The organism is Cytobacillus sp. T106 (assembly GCF_040492155.1).
Classification (GTDB): Bacteria; Bacillota; Bacilli; order Bacillales; family Cytobacillaceae; genus Bacillus_AB; species Bacillus_AB infantis.
The window spans coordinates 611304-636148 of sequence record NZ_JBEUMK010000001.1 but is presented as its reverse complement, the minus strand read 5'-3'; the positions used below and the strand labels follow the sequence as shown (position 1 = coordinate 636148).

Below are 24845 nucleotides of genomic sequence, written 5' to 3'. Positions count from 1 at the left end.
CTCCCAAAGTAACAATCTGTTTTTACCGCTTCCGGTAAAAGTCTATAGAAATAATACCATATAAAAAGGAAAAAATGAAAAGCAGGAATGCCTTCCAAAACCCCATAAAAAATAATCCCAGAAAGCAGACCAGCAAAGCTGTGATGCCGGCTGCGGCCACAAACCCTGACGCTGCCCTGCCACCCAGCCGCCTTCCGGTTTCAAGTCCCGCTTTCAGGCATGAGGCAAAACTCATAAAGCTGATGCTGAAGGCAAATGCAGCTGCCAGGAATTCCCCGGGGCTTAAAAGCAGCTGTGCCAGTGCGGCACCAGGCTTAGCCGGAAGTGAAACAGGCAGCCAAATCATAAATAGAAAGCCGCTGAAAAAACCCGACAGCAGCCTGATCATAAAGAAAAGCACAAAAAAATCCCTCCCACACCAATGTATGAAAGAGGGCAGTGTTTGTGCTTTACTTATCTAATCTTCATGAATATCCAACACCCTGAATCCGGATTCCTCCAGTTTCTTGATGAATTTATCAATATTATCTTTCTTTTCTATTTTCATGACGATCCTGCGGACCAGCTTATCTGTTTCGTCGAATGTAACTAGAGAAATGATATGTTCATGGAAATGCCTGGCAATTTCGGAAAGCCTGGCAATCCTTCCCTCTGTTTCGACCGATGTAAAAGCAATCCTTACCCCGGGACGGTTGGTTCCAAATGCCGATTGAAACTGGACCATAACATCGAAGCGGGTCACTACGCCGAGGAATTTGCCTGATGCATCCACAACCGCAAGCAGCGGGAAGTCTTTAAGGTCAAGGAGAAGCCTTTCAAAAATCTCATTGCCGCGGAGGACCACTTCCCTATGATCCGCAATGTCCCTGACCTTTGTCCCTTCTAAATATGTCTCTTTTTCCTGATTGGAATTAAAATAGCTTTCATAAATTCCGTACCTCGTGATGATGCCGGCATATTTCTCTCCATCCAGCACCGGCAGGCCGTCGATCTGATGCTTTTCAAGCTGCTCAAGAGCACTTTGCAGCGTCTCATCGGAGCCTATCGTATAGCACGAGTGTTTAGGAATCATAACGCTTTTGACAAACATGGCCATCCCCCCAAAAAACTGACATCCATATATATTCCCTGTTTTCTGCCAGATTCCTTTATTTTAGGGTGTCTTATTTTTAATTAAAGGCAATTCTGTGATGCTGATCTTTTCCCAGCTATTTATTTTCATGGTAAAGATTTATATCATAGTTTTTTTTCATCATTTCGAATACGATATGACGGTTTTTCCATTCCTCTTCCTTTTTCCAGAGATCCTTGCTTCTGTCCACGATTTCGCATCGCAGTGCATGATATTCCTTTTCAGCCTTGTCCTTTTTCTCCTTAAAAAGATTCATTGTCCCGTAAAGCCCTCCTGCTAAAAAGAGCAAATAAAGATTGGCGCTGTTCGATGCGAAGGCGGAAAACATGCTAGCAAACGAATACGAATAGGGTTCCATAACCGTATAATATAAATAAATCAGATAAAAAAAGGACACAAAAACCCCTGCCCACATGACTGCAAGATGTCTGGCTTTGTATTTGTCAAACTTGCGTTTCCGCTCTACTACCTTCTGCAGCATCTGCCTTGCAGCCTGATCTGTCCGCTCATCCAGCATTTGAATTGTTGTTTCCATACAATCCCCCTCCCCTGCCATTATATGAGTTTGTCCGGGGGGATATTCTATCGAAAGGCGGATGGCGCTTGGTCAGCCCCGGCAAGCATAAGACGCATTGTAAATAACTGAGGGTGCCAGTCTCCTTCACTAAGACCCTCTGTTCCCCTTTTTCCCGCATAGAGGGTGCTAGTCCGCATCACTAAGACCTTCTGTTTCCCTTTTTTCCACATAGAGGGTGCTAGTCCCTTTCACTAAGACCTTCTGGTTCCCTTTTTTCCGCATAGAGGGTGCTAGTCCGCTTCACTAAGACCTTCTGTTTCCCTTTTTTCTGCATAGAGGGTGCTAGTCCCTTTCACTAAGACCTTCTGGTTCCCTTTTTTCCGCATAGAGGGTGCTAGTCCCTTTCACTAAGACCTTCTGTTTCTCTTTTTTCCTTACAGAGGGTACTAGTCCGCTTCACTAAGACCCTCTGTTTCTCTTTTTCCCGTTCAGAGGGTACTAGTCCCTTTCACTAAGACCCTCTGTTTCTCTTTTTCCCGCACAGAGGGTGTTAGTCCGCTTCACTAAAACCCTCTGACTCCTTTTGTCCGCACAGAAGGTTCCAATTCGCTGCAAACAACAAAAAAACCGGCCCTTCAAGGTACCGGCATTACTGGTTTTGCGGTATTTTCAATACTTGTCCCACGTGGATTTCATTGCCGGACAGACCGTTTGCCTGCCTGATGATTTCTATCCCGTCCTGTGACTTGAAGTATTTCATTGAAATTCTGAACATCGTTTCGCCCGGCTGTACTGTGTGTGTAACGAACTCTCCAGAGGTTTCCTTCTGTTCAGGTGCGGGCTTGGCCTGGACCTCACCGGCAGCTTTTTCTTTATCTGCTGTATTTTCCGGTTCTTTCGCACCAGTTTCAACAGCCGCTGCATCAGATGATTTCTTCTCCAGCTCTGAAGTGCTTGAATCCTGTTTTTCTTCTTGGGCGGTATCTTTATTTAAATCTTTTGCCTGCTCTTCGCCAGCTGCAGCTTGTTTCTCCTCTTCCGCCGTTTGCTCCCCTGCTGCCGCCGGCTCATCGGCTGTCTCGCCAAAGTCCACCGTCTCGTAGCTCGTCTTGCTTGCTTCTGCAGCCTCTCCGCCAGGCTCATTGTCCATGGAGGTATATATGCTGAATATTGCAATGGGCAGCAGAATAAAGAAGATGGCCAGCAGGCTCATGACCGGATATTTCAGCTTCCATTTAGTCTTTTTCTTCTTTTGATGGTGAAGGCTGCTCCTCGGGGGGAGCGCTTCTTTCTTTCTGTCCTTTTGTTCTGTACCGCCGTCTATTTTCTTTCGCAGGCGTTCGGCCTGGTCTCTATAAGGATCCTCTCTGTTCATCCAAATCCCTTCCTGTTTCCTCTATATTGTCCTGCTTCCGATATCTGATGGAGATGCCCAGTAAAAAATCAATCAGAAAATGCATTACGATCGTGACAGCTAGATTGCCTGTCTTTAAATAAATGATCCCGATTAAAAAGCTCAATACGATAATATTGACAAACAGGAACCAATTAAATAAATAGCGATAATGGACAGCTGCAAAGATAATGCTTGAAACCAGCAGCCCGAAGTGAGTCTGAATGACCCCCCTGAACAGCAGCTCTTCACAAAAAGCGACAATAGCTGCAATGACAGCAATATGCAAAGGGTTCCGGTTCCGGAATATCCGTTCATTAAGGCCGCCATCATCATAGTAAGAAGCAGGAACGATTTTCATCAACAGCAGGTCTGCCAGAACAACCGCAATTCCGGCACCTGCCCCTATATATAAAATATTTAAATCTTCCCAAAAAAACAAGTCGAAAAAGGAAGAAAAATCATTAAATAATATAAAGCCAAGAATCGCGGATATCGCAAGAAGCAGCAGCTGTGTTGCATACAAGTGGAACAAGAGGTCTTTATCGGATAATTCCTTGATTATTTCCATATGCTTTTTTTTCATTATGATCGCTCACTTATTGATTAGCATTCCGGCAAGGAGTTCTTTCCAGCCAGCCCTGGCCAGTCCGGAAGATTCCTCTGCCTGTCCAAAATATTTTTCCAGATCCAGACCGCAAATATCGCAGCAGGAAAGATTTTCAGGCTTTTTGCCTTCCTGAAAATATTCTGCGATTTTTTCCCTCCGGCATGATTTCGAATGGATCCAGCGGCCCACTTCCGCAATTTGCCCGTTTTTTATAAGGACCCTTCTGCGGAGAAACTCATTGATCCTGCCAGGAAGATTGTCCGCTCCCTCATCCCGCAGCCTGTCAGAAAGCTCGGTCAGCACCCGCCACTGGATGTCGGTCAGCCCTGCAGGCAGGCGGAATTCTTTTTCATTCTCTGACAGCTCTGAAGCGCCAAGCCCCTGCGTTTTAAGCAAGGAGAAAACGTAATCAACCTGGTGTTCAGAAGGAAGCTCAGCTTCAGCAAGCTGCAGGGGCAGCTGCTCATCACCCGGCGCCCAAAGAAGGACGGCGGCGCTTGCTTTGCCATCCCTTCCGGCCCGCCCGATCTCCTGCAGGTAGGACTCCAGCTGGAGAGGCATATGGAAGTGGACAACAAAACGGATATCGCTTTTGTTGATCCCCATGCCGAAAGCACTTGTGGCACAAACAATGTCAATCTGGCCGTTTACAAATTGCTGCTGGATCAGGATACGGCTTTCCTGATCCATCCCGCCATGGTAGGCCATCACCTTTTTTGAGCATTTCTCTTTTAGAGACAGAGCTGCCTGTTCGGCCATTTTCTTGCTGGAAAAATATATAATCCCCGGTCCGCTGAACAGCTGAACAAGTTCCTGCAGCCTTGATGCCTTTGCCTGGTAGCCGCTGTGCTTCTCGACAGTCAGGCTGATATTGGGCCTGTCCACAGAAGAAATGACCTGCTCACAGCTTTCCACCTCAAGCCTTGAAATGATATCATTTACTGTCTCGGGTGTCGCGGTAGCTGTCAGTGCCAGTGTCAGCGGACTGCCAAGCTGTTTTCTAGTTTCGCCAAGGCGAAGATAATCCGGCCTGAAATCATAGCCCCACTGTGAAATGCAATGGGCTTCATCTACTACAAATAATGCAATCCTCAGCTTCTTGATCATATTGAGCACAGAAGCTGTATTAAGCATTTCAGGAGAAATAAAGATGAATTTAAAGCTCTGAAGGCTGTCAAAAGCCCAGCGCTTTTCCTCAAAGCTTAAAAATGAGTTGAGTGCAACGACCCTTTTTTCACCGTTCATCTTCATCTGTTCTACCTGGTCCTGCATCAAGGAAAGGAGCGGCGAAACGATGAGAACAGTGCCCTCAAGCAAGTAGCCCGGCAGCTGGTAGCAGATGGATTTCCCTGTGCCGGTCGGAAGCATTGCCAGTGTATGCCGTCCATCCAGGATGGAGGAAATGGCCTCCCTTTGCCCTTTTCTAAAAGATGAGAAGCCGAAATATCTATGGAGCTCTTTTTCAAGCATCATTTCCGTCGCCATACTTGGCCATCACCAGCCTTATTTCAAAATACTCCGCACCGCCTGCCAGCCGCCTGATATGCTTAAGCTGCCGTGACTCGGCATTCATGGCTGCACTCCTGATAAGTTCCTGCTTTTCGGCCTGTACATAGGGATCGATGCTGAACCCCTCTACATTCAGAGCCAGCTCTACAATATGGTCTTCTATTGTGCTTCTTTTAAGTCCCCTTGCCTGAATGATCTTGTCCAGGCAAACACCCTGCTTCAGCATCATATACGTCTTCTGCGCGGACTGTGTCAGCGGAATGGATGACTCTTCGCCGGTAAATAATAACCGGAGGACAGGAAAGCTGCTGCGGTCTTCCATGATGCGAACAATCAGATAGTGCAGGATGGACAGGAAGCAGAACCGGTAATAATCGCTGTCAAAATTCATAGCCTCAGCTGCCTGTTCAGATGTCAGGCCAATATGGCCGGCACCAGTAAGCCTTAGGACAATGATAGAAGGATCGGTCTCTCTGTATGATTCCAGCAAAGCCTCCAGCTCACCATAAAGTCCGGCAGCGAGGGCCTTTTTATCCATCTTCGCTTCGCGCAGGGCTTTTTTCAGCCAAATATGGGCGGCCCTTCTTCTTTGGATCGGAATATAATGTGAATTATTATGGCTAAGCTGGGAAACCACCTGAACGAGCAGCGACAGCCTCTCCCAAAAAAGGGCAGACTTGTCATGAAGCTTCCACCCATTCAATGATGATGGAATTGGCGTTTTCTGCAGCTGGGCAGCAAGGGCTGAAGCTCCCTCGTCTGTGACCATGTAATGAAGCTCTTCCTTCTCTTGGATCAAGCCTTGTTTTTCCAGATGCTTTATCTTCTCATCAAGATCAGCCCTCTCCAGTGAAGGGCAAGTCTGGAATAAAGCGCCAAGCTGGAATAGATGGGCATCCTGAATTGTCTGCGATGACTTTTTTCCATTCAGCAGATGATAGATCGAATAGATGGTCCTCTCGCCGTTCAGCTTGTCCAGACAGTATAAAATAATCATTTGCAGATAGTTAATAGGCATAAAATTCACCTTGCTTGTATATTTTTAGCCTTTTTGCTAATATAACACTTTAAAGCGGCAATATATATTACATTTTTAAGCAGCCTGTTCCTTTATATTATTTTAACATGTTTAGAAATAACCAGGCTGTTTTAAAACATGCACACAGGGTATTAAATGTTGCAAACCCTGATGTGATAAGCATTCTCAATACATTTTCTATTGAAAAGTAAAGAAAGCACACTTACAATAGGTGTATGAGGAAAGAGTTTCCGTACGGCAGAAAGCGGAAACGGCGACTATTTCGGTTAATTGATTGGGAGGTTTTTTACATGGCAAAGTATACAATTGTTGACAAAGAAACATGTATTGCATGCGGCGCATGCGGAGCTGCTGCTCCAGATATTTATGATTATGATGATGAAGGCATTGCATTTGTTACACTTGATGAAAATGAAGGCATCGTTGAAATTCCTGATGTATTAATAGACGATATGATGGATGCATTTGAAGGCTGCCCGACTGATTCCATCAAAGTTGCGGATGAGCCGTTTGAGGGCGATGCCCTTAAATTTGAATAGCAGACACTGAAAAACAGCCTCCTTTTCGAGGCTGTTTTTTTATGTTTTGTCTCCCGCCGGACACTAGGCATGCTTTAGGAAATCGGTCTTGCAAAAGCTGCCGCAGGACAAGGTGTTCACTGTCTGCATCCTAAGGATTCAGGCTCTTCTCGCTCTTTCTCTTGCCTGACTTTAAATTTGCACATAAAAAAAACTGCAGTGCAGGCTGCAGTTTTTCCTTTATTTATGCAGCACTGCGGTATGCAGACTGCTTATTGATCCATGGGTTCATTTTGGCAAACAGAAGCATGAAGATCCCGGTGATGATCAGGCCTTTTACGATGTTGAACGGCAGGATGGCTGTTACAACCATTGTGCGCGTTTCAGGCGCTGACATGGCAGGCATGTTCAGGAACAGCGTATAGGCAGGCAAAATGATGAAATAATTCAGGATGCTCATCAGCACTGCCATGATGAAGGTTGAAATGACCAGGGCAGCTGTCATGCCTTTATTCGTCCTCAGTTTATTGTAGATATAATAGGTTGGAAGCACGAAAAGGATTCCGGCAGCAAAGTTTGCCAAATGTCCTACCGGTACACCGGTGGCGCTTCCTGTCATAAAATAATCCAGTACATTTTTAAATAATTCCACAAGTATCCCTGCAGCCGGACCAAAGATCAACGCAGCAATCAATGCAGGTATGTCGCTGAAGTCAATCATTAAGAATTTCGGAAACGGCGGTATCGGGAAATTCAGCAGCATCAGTACGTATGATATGCTGCTCAGCATTGCAATTGAAACCAAAGCTTTAATAGAAAATTTCTTCATGTTATTCCTCTCTCCTTTTTAGGATCCATCTCACCTAAAGAAGAAAGGTTCGGCAAAAAAAGCCAGTGCCATTGAAATAGAAATCCCCCAAGCAAACTGCTTGAGGGAGAATTTACAAAGGCAAGCTTAATAAACGTTCAATTCCTGCATCTTTTGAACGTTTGCAGAACCTCCATCTTCTCCCATCCAGACTGTACTGTCGGCTTTGGAATCTCACCAAATCCTGCCCAATAAAACAGGCTCGCGGGCTTAGAGCAACTTGCCTCATCACCGCCGGTCGGGAATTTCACCCTGCCCCGAAGATAGACCATATTAAATTATATTTGAACCCCTAATTGGAATTCTGAATTTATTATACTGAAAAAAAACCCTCTTGTGAAGAAAATTGCTCTAACTTTTTGCCGGATCCCTTAGTCCCCACTCAGATCGTCACTATGGACCTTGATGCCCGCTTTGCACTAACTACTTCTTCTCAAGCGCCCGGATAAATTCCCGCATATAATCCGGAAGATCAGGCGGCCTCCTGCTTGATACAATATGGCCGTCCGTTACAGCAGGCTCATCAACCCAGATTGCTCCTGCATTCTCCATATCATCCTTGATTCCCGGGGTACTCGTGACTGTGCGGCCTTCAAGGATCTTTGCAGATATAAGCACCCATCCTGCATGGCATATCTGTCCGATCGGTTTCTTCGCTTCATCCATTTCCCTGATGAGTGAAATAACTTCCGGGAACCTCCTGATTTTATCAGGCGCCCATCCGCCCGGCACCAGGATGGCGTCATAATCATCAGCGGAGATCTCTGAATAGGCATAATCGGACTTCGCCTGGACCCCGTACTTCCCCAGATATGTTTCATTCGCTGTTTCACCTGCCAGCTCTACAATGGCCCCTTCTTCCCGAAGCCGCAGAATGGGATACCAAAGCTCCAGGTCTTCAAACTCGTGATGTACCAAGCTGATAATTTTTTTGCCTTCCAGTCTCATAAATAAGCACTCCTTTTTTCATGGTTACAGTCATTCTACCCCTAATCTGCCTGCATGTCTCCCCTCCGGCCCTGGCCCCCCCGGCAGATTTAGGCTTTTCCTGGCTTTTTTTGCCGAATCCCAACTTGTTTTGTCATGAGGGAAGGAATGTCTTCCTGTTTGCAGTATTTGTAAGATAAAGGAGTGATGAAAATGAATACAAATAAAGCTGCCAGCTCTTTGGGAGTATCGCCGAGCACAATCCAGCGCTGGGTTAAACAGTTCGGTCTTGAAGTCGGAAGGAACGAACTTGGCCACTACCATTTTGAGGAAGATCAATTAGAAATCCTGAAAGATATACAATCCCAGATCCAGAACGGTGCCCTTGTCCATGAGGTAAAGCTCTCGGTCCAAAAAACACCGGAAGTGAAGCAGCAGAATGAGGATCACTCTGTTCAAATAAAGGAATTGGCAGATAAGGTCACCCAGCTGGATTCCCGGCTTGATTCCAAGGCTGATGACGTCGTTTCCTACCAGCTGCTGCAGCACCGCCGTGAAATTGAAGATCTGAAGACCCAGCTGCTGCAGATGGCTGAAAAGGTAGCTCAGCTCGAAGCTTCATCACAAATTGCTGCTTCTGATCAGCTCCCTGTTTTTGATCATCCTTCGATCAAAAGAAGCTGGAAGAAAAAGAATATTATCAGCATGCTTTTCGGTTTTTGAGCACGCCACGGGGGCGGTGCTTTTTTTTTCAAAGCGGCAGACTTCGCACGTCAGGCTGCCGCTGCTGAAGCCTTTAGAATAAAAGCCTGCAGTCCAGGAACCGGGTCTGGCCGGAATGTATTGCCAGGGTCAAAGGCTCTTCTTTTTTGTGCTTGAAGTAAGGAATCAGGACTCTGCCGGATCTATGGGTGCTTGACTCTCCAGCAAAATGACGGTCATGTACTCATTCAGGCTCCTGGGATACATAAACACTCCCCAAATCGGGCAGTCATGTACTCATTCGGGCATCTGCGTTCCTTAATAGAACAAGGCTTTCCCGCATTTCTAAAAAAAAACTTTTTATTTCTCCGATCCTGTGATAGTATTGTAAAAAAATATTGGGCATTGAAAAGGTATAGTAATGTATTTCTCCCTGTTTTAGAGAGCCGGTGGCAGGTGAAAACCGGTACAAAGAAATGGCATGAATTTCCCCTTGGAGCATTTTCCGTGAACTCTTGGATAAGAAAGCGGAAAACGGTAGTGTATACCGTTATCAAACAAAGTGGTGAAGATGTTTTCACAAAAATGGGTGGTACCGCGATATAATCGTCCCTGCTGTTAAGCAGGGGCGTTTTTTATTTTCTGTGCCTGGAATTTTCTTCACAATGAGGGTGGTACCGCGAATTTTTTTCGTCCCTGCATGAAATTCATGCAGGGATTTTTATTTGCTTCAATGCCCGCTGAAATAATCTTTAGGAGAGTGATAGTATGGAAAAACAAAAATGGGGGACAAAAATCGGGTTCATCCTATCTGCTGCCGGCTCTGCGATCGGTCTCGGCGCTATCTGGAAATTCCCGTATATGACAGGGATCGGCGGAGGCGGTGCATTCTTCCTTGTTTTTATTCTGTTCACTTTATTCATTGGCCTGCCCATCCTGCTTGCCGAATTTGTCATTGGCAGAAGCACTCAAAAAGAGGCAGTTGCAGCCTATAAAACAATTGCTCCAGGTTCACTATGGCCATGGGTCGGCAGAATGGGTGTTGCCGCCTGCTTCCTGCTCTTATCTTTTTATAGTGTCATTGGCGGGTGGATCCTTATTTATCTCTGGTATGCCCTTTCCGGAAAGCTGTGGACCGAGGGGCTGAACTTTGAGGCTGTCTTTGGCGAAGCCATTTCCGACCCGATGCTTGCTGCAGGTGCCCAACTGGTTTTCATCCTGCTTTCGGTTCTGATTGTCAGCCGGGGGGTGCAGGGCGGCCTTGAAAAGGTCAACAAATATTTTATGCCGGCATTATTCATCATGTTCTTGGCTTTGATTGCACGGTCATTGAGCTTTGATAATGCCATCGAAGGAGTCAAATTCTTTTTGCAGCCAGACTTTGGCAAGATGACGCCTGATGTGTTTCTATACGCCTTGGGGCAGTCCTTTTTCTCGCTGTCTGTAGGCGTGTCCGTAATGGTGACATACAGTTCCTATCTATCCAAGAAGGAAAATATCACAAAAGCTGCTTTCTCAATCACAGGGCTGACGCTCCTGATTGCTCTTCTCGCAGGACTGGCGATTTTCCCTGCCATTTTCTCTTTTGGCATGGAGCCAGAAGAAGGGCCGGGCCTTCTGTTCATTGTACTTCCGGCCATATTCAGCAAAATCGCCTTCGGGGAGTTCTTTTTCATACTCTTCCTGCTGCTGTTCTTTTTTGCTGCTTTGACTTCGGCTATTTCCATGCTGGAAATCAATGTGGCGGCTGCGGGCGAAAAGGCAGGCAGAACAAAGGCAAGCATCCTTTTCGGACTGCTGATATTTGCAGCCGGCATCCCTTCCGCCCTGTCTTTTGGCGAATGGAGTGACATCCTGATCTTCGGAAAAACGTTCTTTGATTCAGCCGACTATCTTGTCTCTAATATCCTCCTGCCTCTAGGTGCCTTATTCATTACTATTTTCGTTCCCTGGCGGATGGACAGGAACACACTGGTCAAAGAACTGCAGGCAGGATCCGGCATGGCCCGGCGGCTGTTCGCCTTCTGGCTGCTCCTGCTGAAATACGCAGTTCCTGCAGCCATTATCATTGTTTTCCTGAATGGAACAGGAATAATAAAATTTTAGGCTGAATGCCAGGGATTTCCCTGGCATTTTCTTATGCTATTCAAAAAGCATCACTCAAACCTGAAAACTTCTTTTATAATAAAGCGTTTACATCCAAACAAGAACGTTTTGCCTCATTGACAGAAAATTGTTCGTCTTGTAAAATTATCAGAAAATTATTATAAAGCAGGTGGATTGGCTATGTTTCAAATTCTTGTTGCAGATTCAATCAGCGGAGCTGGATTGCTTCCTCTCACTGAGATGGAGAATGCCCGGCTGATACAAAAAAAGACAGATGACCCTGAAGCAGATCTGGAAAATATTGATGCCCTTTTGGTCAGGAGCGCCACAACAGTGGACTGTGAACTGCTCGATAAAATGCCAAGACTCCAAATTATTGCAAGAGCTGGTGTCGGGGTCGACAATATTGACGTTGCTGAGGCTACTAAAAGAGGGATCGTGGTGGTCAATGCCCCTGATGGAAATACCATTTCCACTGCAGAGCACACTTTTGCAATGATGGCTTCTTTGATGAGGAATATCCCCCAGGCCCACCGGACCGTCAAAAATCTGGAATGGAACAGAAATAGCTTCATCGGGAATGAGCTATTCGGAAAGACACTGGGCATTGTCGGCATGGGCAGGATTGGTTCTGAGCTGGCCAAGCGCGCTAAGGCCTTTGGCATGTCCATTTCTGTTTATGATCCTTTCTTGACGAAAGAACGGGCTGCCAAGCTTGCCGTTGAAAGCCTTCCTCTTGAGGAAGTGCTGAAAAAAGCGGATATTATCACTGTCCATACTCCACTGACCCCTCAGACAAAGGGCCTGATTGACGCCAAAAAAATAGAATTGACCAAAAAAGGCGTTTATTTCCTTAATTGCGCCCGCGGCGGGATCATCAATGAAAAGGATCTTGCAGAATATATCAGGAACGGACATATTGCAGGTGCTGCCCTTGATGTTTTTGAAGAGGAGCCTCCCTTCGATAATCCGCTCCTCAGGTTTGACAATGTGATTGTAACCCCTCATCTCGGCGCTTCAACAAGGGAGGCACAGCTGAATGTCGCAACACAGGTAGCCGAGGAAGTCCGGCTTTTTCTGGAAAATAAGCCTGTCTCCAACAGCATCAATCTTCCGGCGATGTCGAAGGAGATCTATGATAAAATACAGCCTTTCCACCAGCTTTCCAAGCAAATCGGCCTGATTCTTTCACAGTGCGTGACCGAAGGGGTTCAGGAAATTTCCATCACCTATTCCGGGACTGTCACAGAGCTGGAAACTTCTTATCTGACAAAAGCCTTATTATCAGGTTTTTTCAAGAACCGCATAGATATTCACGTGAACGAAGTGAACGCGCTTTTAACTGCAAAAGAACGCGGCATAACAATCGGTGAAAAGATATCAGTGTCAGGATTCGGCTATGCGAACTGCATCTCCGTTGCAGCGAGAAACGATAAAAGCGAATTTATTGTCAGGGGGACATTCATTGAAAATTACGGTCCGCGCATCGTATTCCTGAATGGATTCAATATTGACTTCCTTCCCGAGGGAGAACTTCTTTATATTCAGCATATGGACCGTCCAGGGGTAATCGGGCGGGTAGGAAAAGTCCTGGGCGACCATTCCATCAATATCGCCGCCATGCAGGTAGGGCGGAAAGAGGCCGGCGGTGAAGCCATCATGGTTTTATCATTTGATAAGCCTCTTGGAGAAAGCTCGTTCAAATTGCTTGAAGGCCAGGAAGATATCGTTTCGATCAGGAATATATCTCTATAGCAGTACAAAAAGAAGAAGATGGCGGAAACCGCCATCTTCTTTTTCCTCTTCAGCCGATCGGATGCTCAACCCTTTCTCCCTTGGAAAAGGTCATGATTTTCTCATAACCCGCTTCTCTTGCCAGCAGGAGCGCCTGATCAAAATCGGCGCCTACATCCTTCGGAAAGTGGGCATCGGATGACAGGACAATCGGAATGTTTTTCTCATAGCATTTCCTTAAGAGCCTCGGATCCGGGTAAAGCTCCCCTACAGGCTTCCTCAGCCCGGCTGTACTGATTTCGACACAGGTTTTTGATTCAGCAAGGGCATTTACAGCCCTTTCATACTGCTCCAGCAGGAATTCTTCATCCTGCGGTACATATTTAAATATTTTCACTAAATCGATATGGCCGATGATATCGAAGAGATTGGACTGGGCAAGGGTGACGACTTGGTCAAAATAGGCTCGGTATACTTCATACAGATCCCTTTTGTCCCATTCATGCCTGTATTCTGAAAGGTCAATCCCAAAATCCCCGATCCAATGGATAGACCCAATTATGTAATCAAAGTCATAGCCCGTGATAAACCGGCGCATTTCATCATGCTTTCCCGGGGTATAGTCCATTTCGATCGACATCTTCACATCAATGCCGCTGTTCCAGGCCTCCCTGAAAAGCGCTGTATAATCATTCATATCATAATAGCGCCTTTCATCTACCCATGGATTCCTCAGTATATCTGCAGTCTGATAGAAATGGTAGGCATGCTCGGAAATGCCGAAGTGGGCAATTCCTTTTTCCTCGGCTTTGTCTGTAAATTGTTTTAAATAATCAAGCGTCAAAGTGCCTTTTTCCAGGTGATTATGGTAATCGGTAAGCAAAGTATCCCCTCCCCAATTTTATTCATTATACTTCGGGAGAGGACAGGCTTCAATCTATTCTGTGAATAATCCGGCAGAAAGAATATCTCCGGGATGAATGATGTCATCTGCCAGACTGTTTGCTTTTTTAAGCTGTGATACTGTGGTCCCCAATTTGGCTGATATAGAATACAAAGTATCTCCGGTTTTCACTTCATATACTGGTGCAGCAGCTTCTTTGCCCTTCTCATGGCTCCTGGAAGCAATCATCAGCTGCCGCAGCCTGAGCCTATGCTCACGCGCCTCGGCAGCGGGCACTGCTGGAGGCTTAAGAATGGAATTTTTCATTGTTTCACTGGCTGCTGTACCTTTCCTCCCGGCACTTTCGTCATTTCTGCGTGCAGCGGCGAAGGGCTGTCCATTATCATCTGCTAGCAGCAGGCTGGCCGTTTCAATAGTATTGGAACCTTCTGCAGGCTGCACTGAACTGACAGCCGAACCGATCTCAGTTTCTCCTAGTGCAAGGAATGGATCGACAGCGTTCTGCTTATCGTATGTCCATTCTGATATATGTACTTCGAAATGAAGATGGACACCAGAGGAATCCCCTGTATTGCCCATAGTGCCGATTGTCTGGCCCTGCAGCACCTTTTCCCCTTCTGCTGCCTTTCTCTCCTGGAGATGGGCATAAACGGTCTCAGTGCCATTCTGATGCTTAATAAATATTACATTCCCATAAGAATCAGAATAATAGGATCTGGTCACAATGCCCTCCTCTGCTGCAAAAACCGGTGTACCGGGGGCTGAAGCGATATCAATTCCTTTGTGTGCGCCATTCCGGGTGCCGAAGCAATCAGACAGGACACCATCTGCCGGCCATTGCCAGCCTGAAGCAAACACTTCATCATGCAGTTCTGAAGCCTGCGGCTGCCTGCCGCCGATGAAAAGCAGGCTAATGAATACCAGCACAAGCCATGCTATTAAAAACCTTCTTATATAATCTCTCATATGATCCTCCTTGCCATTTCAGCTTTACTTTCCCACCGTATGAAAGCATGTCCTATATTAGAACCTCCGTGTCCGGAAATCTTATTATTCCTGCACGATTTCCCGGGAGAAAACACAGCCATTATTATGCAATTACGGCAGGCGGGTTTATACATGAAAGAATATTAAGGTTATTTAGGAAAATTCAAAGGCAGGTGAAGCTATAGACCGTAATCTAAGGAGAAAATATATTTTGTTATTCTTCAAAAATAAAAACAGGGTTCAGCCTATGGGCCGATCCCTGTTCTATGCATATATTTTAAAATTATGGGAGCTGCCGCAAGTTCGGCGCTGCCGGAACATTCAATGCTTCCTGCAGCTGAAAGCTTCCTACTTCTTCAATCTCGGCATTATCCAGCTTTACTGTACTGTAATTGAATCCTTTGGCCATCAGAAGGATCGCTTCGATGGTATACGACGAAACAGCATTATCCTCAAGCTTAGTGCCTTCTTCCAGGGTCAGTGTGAGCTCACTGCCTTCGCCTTCGGACTCTGTCTCGCTTTTTATATTCATATCGCTTGGGATAGACGGCTCCAGCCCAAGCGTGTCTTTGTTCATTTTCATTGCCTCGATTGCTTCCTGTATTGAGCCATAGCTTTCTTCTCCAGGCACAATGAATGGGGGAGATTGAGGATTAGTGTATAAAAAGTAATAAGCATGATTTCCTTTGTCATCTGCAACGGGAAGACTTTCTACCACTCCTGTGTGAGGGTATTCTACTCCTGGTTCTCCCTCTGTTGTCAAAAGGACTGATTTTGCATGAAGCGAATCAATATTATTCGTTAAAATACTGTTGAACAAGACTTCTTTAGCAGAGCCGTTTAAGTCTGCTTCTTTTGTCAGGTCTGCTGTCAAAGTTTCAGTTTCCTGATCATAATACAGCTCAGTTTCCGGGATCGGATAAGCTTCGCCCAGCCCCCATTCTTCCTCCGTCAGCTTTTCCATAGTTTCTTTATATAAATCAAATTCTGTCTTGCCTTCCTCCGGTGCAGCAAGGACGCTTACAGGCACTAGTGTCTGTATATTTGCATCAGGGATGGCATAGGTAAGGATCGTCTGCTCCTGAACATCTTCTTCATATAAAGCGGTCCGGTAGTCGCTTTCTTCTTCCGCAAAAGAAGCCAGCCCCGCTTTCCCGTCATCCTCCTGCACTTCTGTTTCTGACGGCTCTGCCTCAGAATCATTTTGGACCCCTGCCTCCCCTTCGCTGGTGTCTTCACTTTTTTGGGCAGTCTCATAGCTGTTTTCTTTCTGTTCAGAAGGTTCAATTCCTGAAGAAGCCTGGTCGCCTTTGTTTTCTGCCGCCTGATCTGCAGATTCCTGAAACTGCTGACCGGTCATGCCCGGAATCAGGATAAAGAGAAGAAGGACAGCCGCAGCAGCTGCCGCTGCAGGAATGACCCAGAATGTGCGTCTCCGCTTCCGCATCCGGCGGGATACATTCTGGTAGATTTCCTGTGGGGCCCGCTCATCCTGTATCTTTGGAAGCTGCCGGAGCAGCCTCTCAAGCTGTTCATCGTTCCACTCTGATTTTTTCACCATCTCTTCCCTCCTTTATCAATAAAGTCTCCATATGGCCCTTCAATACCTTCAGAGCCCTATGCTGGGTTGTCTTTACCTTGCTTTCGGTCCAATGGAGGGCTTCGGCCGTTTCCGAAATAGACAGCTCCTGGATATATCTCATAATAATCACCATCTTCTGGTCGACTGTGCATAAGTCAAGGCAGCGGTAGATCATCTGGATTTCTTCGCGCTGCATAGCGATATCTTCCGGTACAGGGCTGTCGTCCCTGATCTGCTGCTCCGTCCAGTCGAACTTTTCCAGTATCCTCTGTTTCCAACCTTTCTGCTTCCGGAAAGAATCGATTGCAACATTACGGGCAATAGAGAATAACCAGGTTTTCTCGCTGCTTTTTCCTTCAAACCGGTCATAGGATTTAAGGACACGGATATATACTTCCTGCACCAGATCCTCGGCCAGCTCTTTGCTCTTCACCATATAAAATAGGAATTGAAAAACGTCCTGATGATAATTGATATATAAGTCATCAAAAACGGAGTCCATAGGTCTTCCCTCCCCGTTCATAAATTAGTCGCAGTTTATGTACAAAAAGTTACATCTATAAATATAGTATTTCTCAGAAAAAAAAGGAAGGGACTTTTTGTGTATTCCCTTCCAGCTGCTTCCTCTTTTGATGAATGATGCTTTATATGGTGTATATGTTTCTTGTGAATCAAGAATAAACGGCATTTTCCTGTCTTTTATTCAATATTTCGAGGAATGACAAAGGAAAATGTCGTTCCCTGCTGCAGTTTGCTTTGTACAGAAATCTGCCCTTTGTGGGCGTCAATGATATTTTTTGCGATTGCAAGACCGAGACCTGTCCCTGACCTTCCTCTTGTCCTTGCTTTATCTGCCTTATAGAATCGTTCAAAAACAAACGGAAGATCCTCCTCCGGGATACCGGATCCGGAATCAGAAACCTCGACCATCAGGCCTTTTTCTTCTGACTTTACTGTTATTTTGACAGACCCGTCTTCAGGTGTGTGCCGGATGGCATTGTCAATCAGATTGGTCAGCACCTGTTCAATTCTGTCAGGATCAAAAACAAAATCATCTTCTGTTATGCTGAATTCGCTTTCGAGCTTGATAATCTTCTCTTTGGAAAGCCCTTGAAATTTCCTTGCAATCCTGCTGATATATGGCTTCAGTTCGACTCTGTCCAGGGTAAGCTGTATGTGGCCCGCTTCCATCCTTGCCAGGTCAAGCAGTTCATTGACCAGCCTGCCCATCCTAAGTGACTCGTCATAAATGACGCTTGCCATTTCCTTTTTCTCTTCATCTGTCCCTGCAATGTCATCCACAATCGCTTCACTGTAGCCCTGCATCATGGCGATTGGCGTCCTGAGCTCATGGGAGACATTGGCAATAAAGTCTTTTCTCAGCTTATCCAGCTGCCTTTCCTCTGTCATATCACGCAGAACGGCAACCGCTCCGCGGATAAAAGTATTGTTATACAAAGGGCTGACGATGATGACCCAGATTCTTCCCTGGATCGGCATTTCGCCTATCTGCTCTTTTCCCGTATCGACGGCGCGCTGAAACAGCTTCATTACTTCTGAAGGGACTGCTTCAATATTCGTACTCTCTTCCCCCTGCTCATAATACCAGTTCTGGATGAAGCGCTCAGCAGGAGGGTTGGTGACAAGGATGGTCCCGTCGCGGCTGAAGGTGATCACACCGTCCGCCATTCCGCTCAATATACTTGCAAGCTGCTCTTTTTCCTGGCTCAGAGCATTGATATTGAATTTCAGCTGCCTGCCCATCTGATTAAAAGCGGTTGCCAGCTCTCCGATTTCATCATGGGTGAGAATAGGGACCTTCGTATCAAACTTGCCCTTCGCCACTTCAAAAGCCGCCTCCCTCATTTTTCGGAGCGGTGCTGTGATTCTTGTTGATAGGAAGAATGCAAAGATGGTGGTAAGGATAATGGCGATTCCTGCAGCAAGAATAATGAACTTAGTGGTTGATCTTGTCGTTTTCTGCATTTCTTCAAGAGACTGGTATATAAATACAGCTCCGGTGTCCCCATCGTCAACATACGGCACACCGATGATCAGGATGCGTGAATCCTCCTCAGAATTACCGCTGGCCGGGTATGGATATACCTTCTTGACTGACCGTCCGGAAAAAGCCTCGGCCAGCCCTTTATCTTCCATGAAGAATTCGCGGGGGAGCTCGATCGGCTCTCCTTTGTCAGGTGAATGGTAATACTCTTCATCGCTCTTGATGATAGCAATATTGGTCACGTCATCGACCAGTTCCCAGGAAATCTCCAGCCCCACATCAAGGTCATGCTCCTTGAGAATCACGGAGATCTTGTTGGCCGTTTTGGTCAGCCCTTTTTCAATCTCATTGATCTGGTTGTTCTCGAAAAACTCAAGAAGGAGTACCGTAAGGGTAAAAAGGACAAAGGCCACCAGAAAAATGATTGTGATCCAAAGCTTGCCTACTACACTGCGCCAAAACATCATTCATTAACAACCTCGAATTTGTAGCCGACGCCCCAGACCGTAACGATCATCCGCGCTGCCTGCTCAGATACTTTATTCAGCTTTTCCCTCAGCCTTTTCACATGTGTGTCAACTGTCCTTAAATCTCCGAAAAATTCATACTGCCAGACTTCCTTAAGCAGCTGCTCGCGGTCGAAAACCTTATCTGGAGATTTTGCAAGGAAATACAGGAGCTCATATTCCTTGGGAGTCAGGCTGACCTCTTTACCGTCTGCAATTACCCGGTGGGCATCATTATCGATGGTTAAATGCCGGAATACGATTACATCTTTTGCAGCAGTTTCAGTCTGCAGGTAGCTCGTCGTGCTGGACCGGCGCAGAAGTGCCTTTACCCGGAGGACAACCTCCCGCGGGCTGAACGGCTTGACGATATAATCATCTGTCCCTGCTTCAAAGCCCTGGACCCGGTTCACTTCCTCGCCCTTCGCTGTCAGCATGATGACAGGCGTCGCCTTTCTTTCCCTGAGCTCACGGCATACTTCGATCCCATCCTTGCCCGGCATCATCAAGTCCAGCAGGATAACATCATAATCAGTTTCAAAAGCCTTCTCCAGAGCCTCGCTGCCGTCACCGGCTTCTTCAATCACATAGTTCTCCCTCTCCAGGTACATCTTTAAAAGCCGCCTGATTCTTACCTCATCGTCCACTACCAGGATTTTGGTTTCTCTTTCCATATAAAATCCTCCTTTAATAGATCAGCTGCGAGGGGTCCCCTGGGCAGCCGGAATGCCGCAAATGTCTATATTTTAAAAAAAGCCTCCACATAGAAATCGTGAAGGCTTTATGGAATTATTGTCAGGATCCCGCGTATGAGTGCAGACCTGCAATGACAAGATTGACTGCAACCAGGTTAAACATAATGATGGCAAACCCGATGACTGCGAGCCATGCCGATTTTTCTCCATGCCAGCCCTTGGACAGCCGGAGATGAAGGAAAGCAGCGTAGAACAGGAATGTGACAAGCGCCCATACCTCTTTCGGGTCCCAGCCCCAGAATCTCGTCCAGGCAATTTGTGCCCAGATCATCGCAAAGATAAGCCCTCCCAGCGTAAATACCGGGAATCCTATCAAGACTGAACGGTATCCGATTTCATCCACAAGGTCCAGTTTGATGTTGCGGACCAGCGGCTGGATGCTTGCAGCAATCCTCTTGCGGAGGATTAGCCTGAGCAATCCGTAAAGGATGAGTCCTGCCCCGATCGACCATATGACAGTATTCAGTTTTTTAGCATTGATGATAGCCGGCATTTCCACAAGCGGCTCAAATCTGCCGTCAGTGGTAAGTGTTCCTTCATGAGGGCCCGTTATGGCAGGCATGGAGTATTCAAGTACTGATTCCTGGTCCCCTTTGTCTATCCATGTAAAGCTTGCTTTATAATCAGCCGCTGAGAAAATGGATGAGACCGCAATGAAACCTACAGTACAAATAAGTCCGAACATGACTGCTTCAAGCCAGAAGGTCCGTTTGCTGGATTTTGACTGGTCAACAGCCTTCACCAGATAGATCAGGCCTGCTGCAAAGCTGACTGAAAGAATCGCTTCGCCGATAGAAACAGTCGTTACATGGATATAAAGCCAGTCACTCTGCAAAGCAGGGATGAGCGGCGAGATATCGCGCGGAAACATGCTGGCATAAGCGATGACAAGCAGCGCGACCGGCATGGTAAACACACCAAGCATCGGTGTTCTGTATAAAAAGTAAATGATGATGAATGCTCCAACAAGGGACATCCCGAAGAATGTCATAAATTCAAAAAGATTGCTCACAGGAGCATGGCCGGAGGCGACCCAGCGGGTAATAAAATAACCCAGCTGGGCTGCGAACCCGGCAATGGTCACGATAATGGCAATCTTTGCCCATCTGTTTGGAGACTTTTGGCCGGCGCCATGTTTTTTATCCCTTATGCTTCCGCCAAAAAATAATGTGGCAATTAAGTATAAAATAAAAGCAGTGTATAATAAATTTCCGCTCAGTGCTACCACAATTATTGCCCCTCCTTTTCTGATTTTTCCAGTTTATCAGTTTTATCATTTTCCATCTGGTCTTCAGGCATGCTGATGCCTGTATCTTCAAGGGCGAGCTCAATCTCCCTCTTCAGGCCATGCCAGTTCTTATTTGTATGGCCGGCAACCCACACTTCACCATCGAAGCGGCGCAGCCAGATACGGCGGTGGTTCCAGTAGGCGCCCTGGATGACGCCGATCATGAAGATCGCCCCTCCGAGAGCCAGTATCCAAAGAGTCAGATCCTTGCGCACTGTCAGGCCTGAAACATCCTTTGTCTCGACGCCCTGGAAGGCCAGTTTATATTCATTGTCCCCCATGGGCTCGATTGTCTGCTGAATGGCCACAAAGCTGACTTCACCGTCCGGCTTATCCGGTGTAAACATTTTGAAAACAAATGCCGGATTATTCGGGATGCGTGATTTGGTTGTCGGGTCTCCATTTTCATCGAATTCAAAGTCCGGGAAATAGCTGACAACTTCTACTGAATAGCCTTCATTCAGCTTATATTCAGTCTTGGGATCATACAGATCAACCGTCAAATCGCCGAATGTCTCCCCTGATTCTTTATTTGTCAGGGAAAATGACATTTTGTTCAGTTCGTTCAGCTTATAATCTACCTGATATAGTGCAAACGACTCGAACTTCAGCGGCTCATTAACCTTGATGCTATAATTCTTTACCTTTTCAAGGTCATGGGTTTCACCGGTAACGGTTTCACCCTGTTTCCGGTACAAGGTCACATCAGATTGATAATTCTTAGCGACGGTGCCTGCCCTGTCAATCGCATCATTAAAGACTTCTTTGTCAGTTTCTTTATCATAGACTTCTAGAGTGAATGCCTCATTGGAAAGATAATATTCTCCCTTTGTTTCAGGGATTACCTTCGTTTCGCCCTCCCTGATCCACAGCACTTTATCCACGTACATTCCGGGAACAAAGCGGAGCATGCCTCCAATCAGGAAAATGATCAGGCCGACATGGTTGACATAGGGGCCCCAGCGGGAGAAGCGGCCTTTTTCAGCAAGGACATTGCCGTTTTCTTCACGGATATTGTATTTTCTTGCCTTCAGCTTTTCCTTGATCACTTCATACTGCCCGTCAACATTATCAGTCTTTGAAATCCCAAAAAGCCTCTGGCGCTTTAAATAGCCTTCATGCCTTGTAACACGCTGGGTCTTTAAAGCCCGGTATAAAGGGACTGCCCGGTCAAGGCTGGCAATGACCAAAGAAACGCCGAGGGAAGCAATCAGGATTAAATACCACCATGAGCTGTAGAGATTATGGAAGCCAAGTTCATAATACAGCTTCCCGAACCATCCGTACTGGTCTTCATAATATTCGGCAGCAGGCATGGTCGGAGGGATATACATTTCCTGCGGGAGGATTGTCCCCATTGCCGATGCAATAAGGGTGAGTACGATGATCCACACGCCGACTTTGACAGAGGAAAAGAAATTCCAGATTTTGTCCACAAATGTCTTATTATAGGTTTGTGAGCGCCGCGCTGTCCCTTCATATCTCATATCGATCAGCTTTTTGTCTTTTGCCTGCTCCTCGAGCACCTTTCCGCATGATTCACAAAGAATGGTCCCATGCGGATTGAGATGCCCGCATTCGCATTTAACTTCTTTCATCCTAAAAACTCCCTGTTACTTAGGTTGGATCTGCTCCATGAAGGTGCGGATCGTATCTTCTGTCAATTGGCCGGTATGAATCTTCACCACTTCGCCCTCCGGATTGATCAGGAATGTGGCGGGAAGGGGATCGATGGCGTAAGCATTCTGCACCTGACCATCCTTGTCATTGACAATCGGGAATGCGAGTCCATATCTTTCAGCAAACTTCTTGACGGCAAAATCAGATTCGCCTACATTTACAGCCAGCACCTGGACGCCCTCGTCCGTGAACTGTTTGTACTGGTTATTCATATAAGGCATTTCCTTTTCACAAGGCTTGCACCAGGTTCCCCAGAAGTTCAGGAAAACACCCTGTCCTTCATAATCTGAAAGCCTGTGCTTTTCCCCATCCATGTCCACCAAAGCAAAATCAGGGGCTTTTTCCCCGACTGCAACTTTTCTGATATCATCTTTCGTTATGCTTGCGTATAGAGTGTATGCAACGGCAGCACCCAGAACAAGCAAAATGACTGTTCTCATAACGAGACGCCGTTTTTTCATAAGTACCTCCCTGATGTTCATGCTGCTTCTTAGCCCTTGGATGGAGCTGCAGCACCCTGCAAGAATCCGCATACAATCCTTTGCGTGCAGGTATGAGCGCTCCCCCGGGCAACTGTCTATCATTATACCTTATTCATTATCGCACTGTTGTTAACAAAGCCTTCCAACTGTGAAACTTCTATGAATTTTTCTTTTTGCCGGCACTGCTCGCAAGAGTCCTGAGCTGTTTTACCTCATGGGCTGTAAGCTCCCTCGCATCACCTGCGCTCAATCCCTGCAGAGTAAGAAAGCCGTATCGCTCCCTTTTGAGCTTCATGACCGGGTGCCCGATGGCCTCCAGCATCCTTCTGACCTGGCGGTTCCTTCCTTCATGGATGACCAGTTCAACGATGGCTGTATTCTTTTGTTTGTCAATTGAAAGCACCTTGACTCTTGCCGGAGCTGTTTTGCCATCCTCCAGGCGGACACCCCTTTCAAGGCTTTTCAGTTTTTCCCTGGCTGGTATTCCTTTGATCTTCGCCACATATACCTTTTCCACTTCGTTTTTCGGATGCATGAGCAGATTGGCAAATTCTCCGTCATTGGTCATCAGCAGGAGGCCCGAAGTGTCGAAATCAAGCCTGCCGACAGGGTAGACCCTCTCCTTGATCTGAGGCAGGAGATCAGTTACGACCTTCCTTCCCTTTTCATCCGTCACACTTGAAATAACCCCTCTGGGCTTATACAGAAGGATATACACAGGCTCTTCCCTTTCAACCGGGATTCCGTCCACTTCCACCCTGTCTGAAGAAGAAACTTTCAGTCCAAGTTCTTTTACAACTTTCCCATTTACTTTTACATGTCCCTCTGCAATCAGCTGCTCCGCTTTTCGTCTCGATGCAACCCCTGCATGGGCAATCACTTTTTGAAGCCTTTCCATTTATGTCACCTCAATAAAATACTTATGGCAATCTTTTGTCCATCTAATGAATTATGACACAAACCGGCCTATTTTCAAAGCAGCCGATGTTAAAAGTATGCCGAAAGCGGAACAGGTCCTCCATGGAACCACAAAAAGGACGCCGTTTTTCGGCGCCCTTCCCTTTCTTATCCGAATACAAGCATGACAACTGCTATCGCTGCAATAAAGCCGACAAGATCGGCCAGGAGGCCCACCTTCAGCGCATCCCCCATTTTTTTAATGCCTACAGCCCCAAAGTAGACTGTCAGCACATAAAAGGTCGTATCTGTGCTTCCCTGGAGCGTGGAGGCGAGCCTTCCGATAAAAGAATCCGGCCCATGGGCAGCAATCAGGTCACTTGTCATGCCAAGGGCCGCAGTGCCTGATATCGGCCTGATGATGGCGAGCGGGGCGATTTCGGGAGGGACCCCGACCGCTTCCATTGCCGGCCTGATAAAACCCATCATGAATTCAAGTGCCCCTGAAGCCCTGAAGACAGTAATGGCCACCAGCATCCCGACTAAAAAAGGGATGATGGAAACAGCAATCTTGATTCCTTCCTTGCCGCCATCCACAAAGCTCTCATATGTAGGGACTTTTTTATAAGTACCGTACAGCAGGATAAATCCAATCAGCACCGGGATAAACCATAATGAGATTAAAGAGACAATTTCCATTCGCG

General features: G+C 46.5%; 24 protein-coding genes, 1 riboswitch and 1 other annotated feature. Of the genes, 4 read left to right on the top strand and 20 right to left on the bottom strand.

Annotation, left to right across the window (positions count from 1 at the left end; all coding sequences use genetic code 11):
* Window positions 1-22: 22 nt before the first annotated feature.
* From ABU165_RS03185 to ABU165_RS03155, 7 genes are all read right to left on the bottom strand, one after another.
* The gene (locus tag ABU165_RS03185) at window positions 23-400 is read right to left on the bottom strand and encodes a hypothetical protein (protein WP_187445348.1); all 378 of its coding nucleotides are present in this window, start codon (window positions 398-400) and stop codon (window positions 23-25) included.
* A gap of 57 nt (window positions 401-457) precedes the next feature.
* Window positions 458-1090: a CBS domain-containing protein gene (locus ABU165_RS03180; RefSeq protein WP_022544146.1), complete on the bottom strand. Its 633-nt coding sequence runs from the start codon at window positions 1088-1090 to the stop codon at window positions 458-460.
* A 118-nt stretch (window positions 1091-1208) separates the two neighbouring features.
* Window positions 1209-1667 carry a YpbF family protein gene (locus tag ABU165_RS03175; protein WP_094767139.1) on the bottom strand — a complete coding sequence of 153 codons (459 nt, stop codon included), beginning with the start codon at window positions 1665-1667 and terminating at the stop codon, window positions 1209-1211.
* A gap of 631 nt (window positions 1668-2298) precedes the next feature.
* Window positions 2299-3024: a LysM peptidoglycan-binding domain-containing protein gene (locus ABU165_RS03170; protein WP_224951445.1), complete on the bottom strand. Its 726-nt coding sequence runs from the start codon at window positions 3022-3024 to the stop codon at window positions 2299-2301.
* Entirely contained in the window at window positions 3002-3628 is a 627-nt protein-coding gene (locus ABU165_RS03165; RefSeq protein WP_009794808.1) for a CPBP family intramembrane glutamic endopeptidase, read from the bottom strand. The genes ABU165_RS03170 and ABU165_RS03165 overlap by 23 nt, the downstream gene beginning before the upstream one ends.
* A 9-nt stretch (window positions 3629-3637) precedes the next feature.
* Window positions 3638-5137, bottom strand: a complete 1500-nt coding sequence (locus ABU165_RS03160) for a RecQ family ATP-dependent DNA helicase (RefSeq protein WP_318059506.1) — start codon at window positions 5135-5137, stop codon at window positions 3638-3640.
* Window positions 5115-6179 (bottom strand): YpbB family protein, encoded by a 1065-nt coding sequence (locus ABU165_RS03155; RefSeq protein WP_009794806.1) that lies wholly within the window; start codon window positions 6177-6179, stop codon window positions 5115-5117. Before ABU165_RS03155 ends, ABU165_RS03160 begins: the two co-directional genes overlap by 23 nt.
* Before the next feature lie 311 nt (window positions 6180-6490).
* Between ABU165_RS03155 and ABU165_RS03150 the strand changes: the two genes are divergently transcribed.
* Window positions 6491-6739: a ferredoxin gene (locus ABU165_RS03150; RefSeq protein WP_009794805.1), complete on the top strand. Its 249-nt coding sequence runs from the start codon at window positions 6491-6493 to the stop codon at window positions 6737-6739.
* 223 nt (window positions 6740-6962) lie between these two features.
* On the opposite strand, the gene ABU165_RS03145 is transcribed toward ABU165_RS03150, so the two are convergent.
* Window positions 6963-7547 carry an ECF transporter S component gene (locus ABU165_RS03145; RefSeq protein ID WP_022544148.1) on the bottom strand — a complete coding sequence of 195 codons (585 nt, stop codon included), beginning with the start codon at window positions 7545-7547 and terminating at the stop codon, window positions 6963-6965.
* A 170-nt stretch (window positions 7548-7717) separates the two neighbouring features.
* Window positions 7718-7855, bottom strand: a riboswitch (FMN riboswitch).
* Window positions 7856-8009: 154 nt separating this feature from the next.
* Window positions 8010-8534: a type 1 glutamine amidotransferase domain-containing protein gene (locus ABU165_RS03140; RefSeq protein WP_009794801.1), complete on the bottom strand. Its 525-nt coding sequence runs from the start codon at window positions 8532-8534 to the stop codon at window positions 8010-8012.
* A 192-nt stretch (window positions 8535-8726) separates the two neighbouring features.
* Here ABU165_RS03140 and ABU165_RS03135 point away from each other — a divergent pair, with 192 nt between their 5' ends.
* From ABU165_RS03135 to serA, 3 genes are all read left to right on the top strand, one after another.
* Complete coding sequence (locus tag ABU165_RS03135; RefSeq protein ID WP_022544149.1) at window positions 8727-9236, top strand: MerR family transcriptional regulator; 510 nt, start codon at window positions 8727-8729, stop codon at window positions 9234-9236.
* Window positions 9237-9611: 375 nt separating this feature from the next.
* Window positions 9612-9832, top strand: a binding site (T-box leader).
* A gap of 151 nt (window positions 9833-9983) precedes the next feature.
* Window positions 9984-11321, top strand: a complete 1338-nt coding sequence (locus ABU165_RS03130; RefSeq protein ID WP_318059507.1) for a sodium-dependent transporter — start codon at window positions 9984-9986, stop codon at window positions 11319-11321.
* A gap of 180 nt (window positions 11322-11501) precedes the next feature.
* Window positions 11502-13076 (top strand): phosphoglycerate dehydrogenase, encoded by a 1575-nt coding sequence (gene serA / locus ABU165_RS03125; protein ID WP_009794795.1) that lies wholly within the window; start codon window positions 11502-11504, stop codon window positions 13074-13076.
* Window positions 13077-13125: 49 nt separating this feature from the next.
* Here serA and ABU165_RS03120 read toward each other — a convergent pair whose 3' ends face one another.
* From ABU165_RS03120 to ABU165_RS03070, 11 genes are all read right to left on the bottom strand, one after another.
* A complete protein-coding gene (locus tag ABU165_RS03120; RefSeq protein ID WP_318059508.1) occupies window positions 13126-13938 on the bottom strand; it encodes a histidinol-phosphatase in 813 nt (270 codons plus the stop codon).
* A gap of 54 nt (window positions 13939-13992) precedes the next feature.
* A complete protein-coding gene (locus tag ABU165_RS03115; protein WP_318059509.1) occupies window positions 13993-14925 on the bottom strand; it encodes a peptidoglycan DD-metalloendopeptidase family protein in 933 nt (310 codons plus the stop codon).
* Window positions 14926-15229: 304 nt separating this feature from the next.
* Entirely contained in the window at window positions 15230-16507 is a 1278-nt protein-coding gene (locus tag ABU165_RS03110; protein WP_318059510.1) for a hypothetical protein, read from the bottom strand.
* Window positions 16479-17030 (bottom strand): RNA polymerase sigma factor SigX, encoded by a 552-nt coding sequence (sigX, locus tag ABU165_RS03105; RefSeq protein WP_318059511.1) that lies wholly within the window; start codon window positions 17028-17030, stop codon window positions 16479-16481. The genes ABU165_RS03110 and sigX overlap by 29 nt, the downstream gene beginning before the upstream one ends.
* Window positions 17031-17227: 197 nt before the next feature.
* Window positions 17228-19000: an ATP-binding protein gene (locus tag ABU165_RS03100; RefSeq protein WP_009794789.1), complete on the bottom strand. Its 1773-nt coding sequence runs from the start codon at window positions 18998-19000 to the stop codon at window positions 17228-17230.
* A complete protein-coding gene (locus tag ABU165_RS03095) occupies window positions 18997-19713 on the bottom strand; it encodes a response regulator transcription factor (RefSeq protein ID WP_009794788.1) in 717 nt (238 codons plus the stop codon). The genes ABU165_RS03100 and ABU165_RS03095 overlap by 4 nt, the downstream gene beginning before the upstream one ends.
* A 121-nt stretch (window positions 19714-19834) precedes the next feature.
* A complete protein-coding gene (ccsB, locus tag ABU165_RS03090; protein WP_306009044.1) occupies window positions 19835-21022 on the bottom strand; it encodes a c-type cytochrome biogenesis protein CcsB in 1188 nt (395 codons plus the stop codon).
* 2 nt (window positions 21023-21024) lie between these two features.
* Window positions 21025-22680 carry a cytochrome c biogenesis protein ResB gene (gene resB, locus ABU165_RS03085; RefSeq protein ID WP_148949127.1) on the bottom strand — a complete coding sequence of 552 codons (1656 nt, stop codon included), beginning with the start codon at window positions 22678-22680 and terminating at the stop codon, window positions 21025-21027.
* A 15-nt stretch (window positions 22681-22695) separates the two neighbouring features.
* On the bottom strand, window positions 22696-23223 hold the full coding sequence (gene resA, locus ABU165_RS03080) for a thiol-disulfide oxidoreductase ResA (protein WP_022544151.1): 528 nt from the start codon (window positions 23221-23223) through the stop codon (window positions 22696-22698).
* 178 nt (window positions 23224-23401) lie between these two features.
* Window positions 23402-24142 carry a pseudouridine synthase gene (locus ABU165_RS03075; protein WP_022544152.1) on the bottom strand — a complete coding sequence of 247 codons (741 nt, stop codon included), beginning with the start codon at window positions 24140-24142 and terminating at the stop codon, window positions 23402-23404.
* A 167-nt stretch (window positions 24143-24309) separates the two neighbouring features.
* Window positions 24310-24840, bottom strand: coding sequence for a spore maturation protein (locus ABU165_RS03070; protein ID WP_009794782.1), 531 nt, complete (start codon window positions 24838-24840; stop codon window positions 24310-24312).
* Between the last annotated feature and the right edge of the window lie 5 nt (window positions 24841-24845).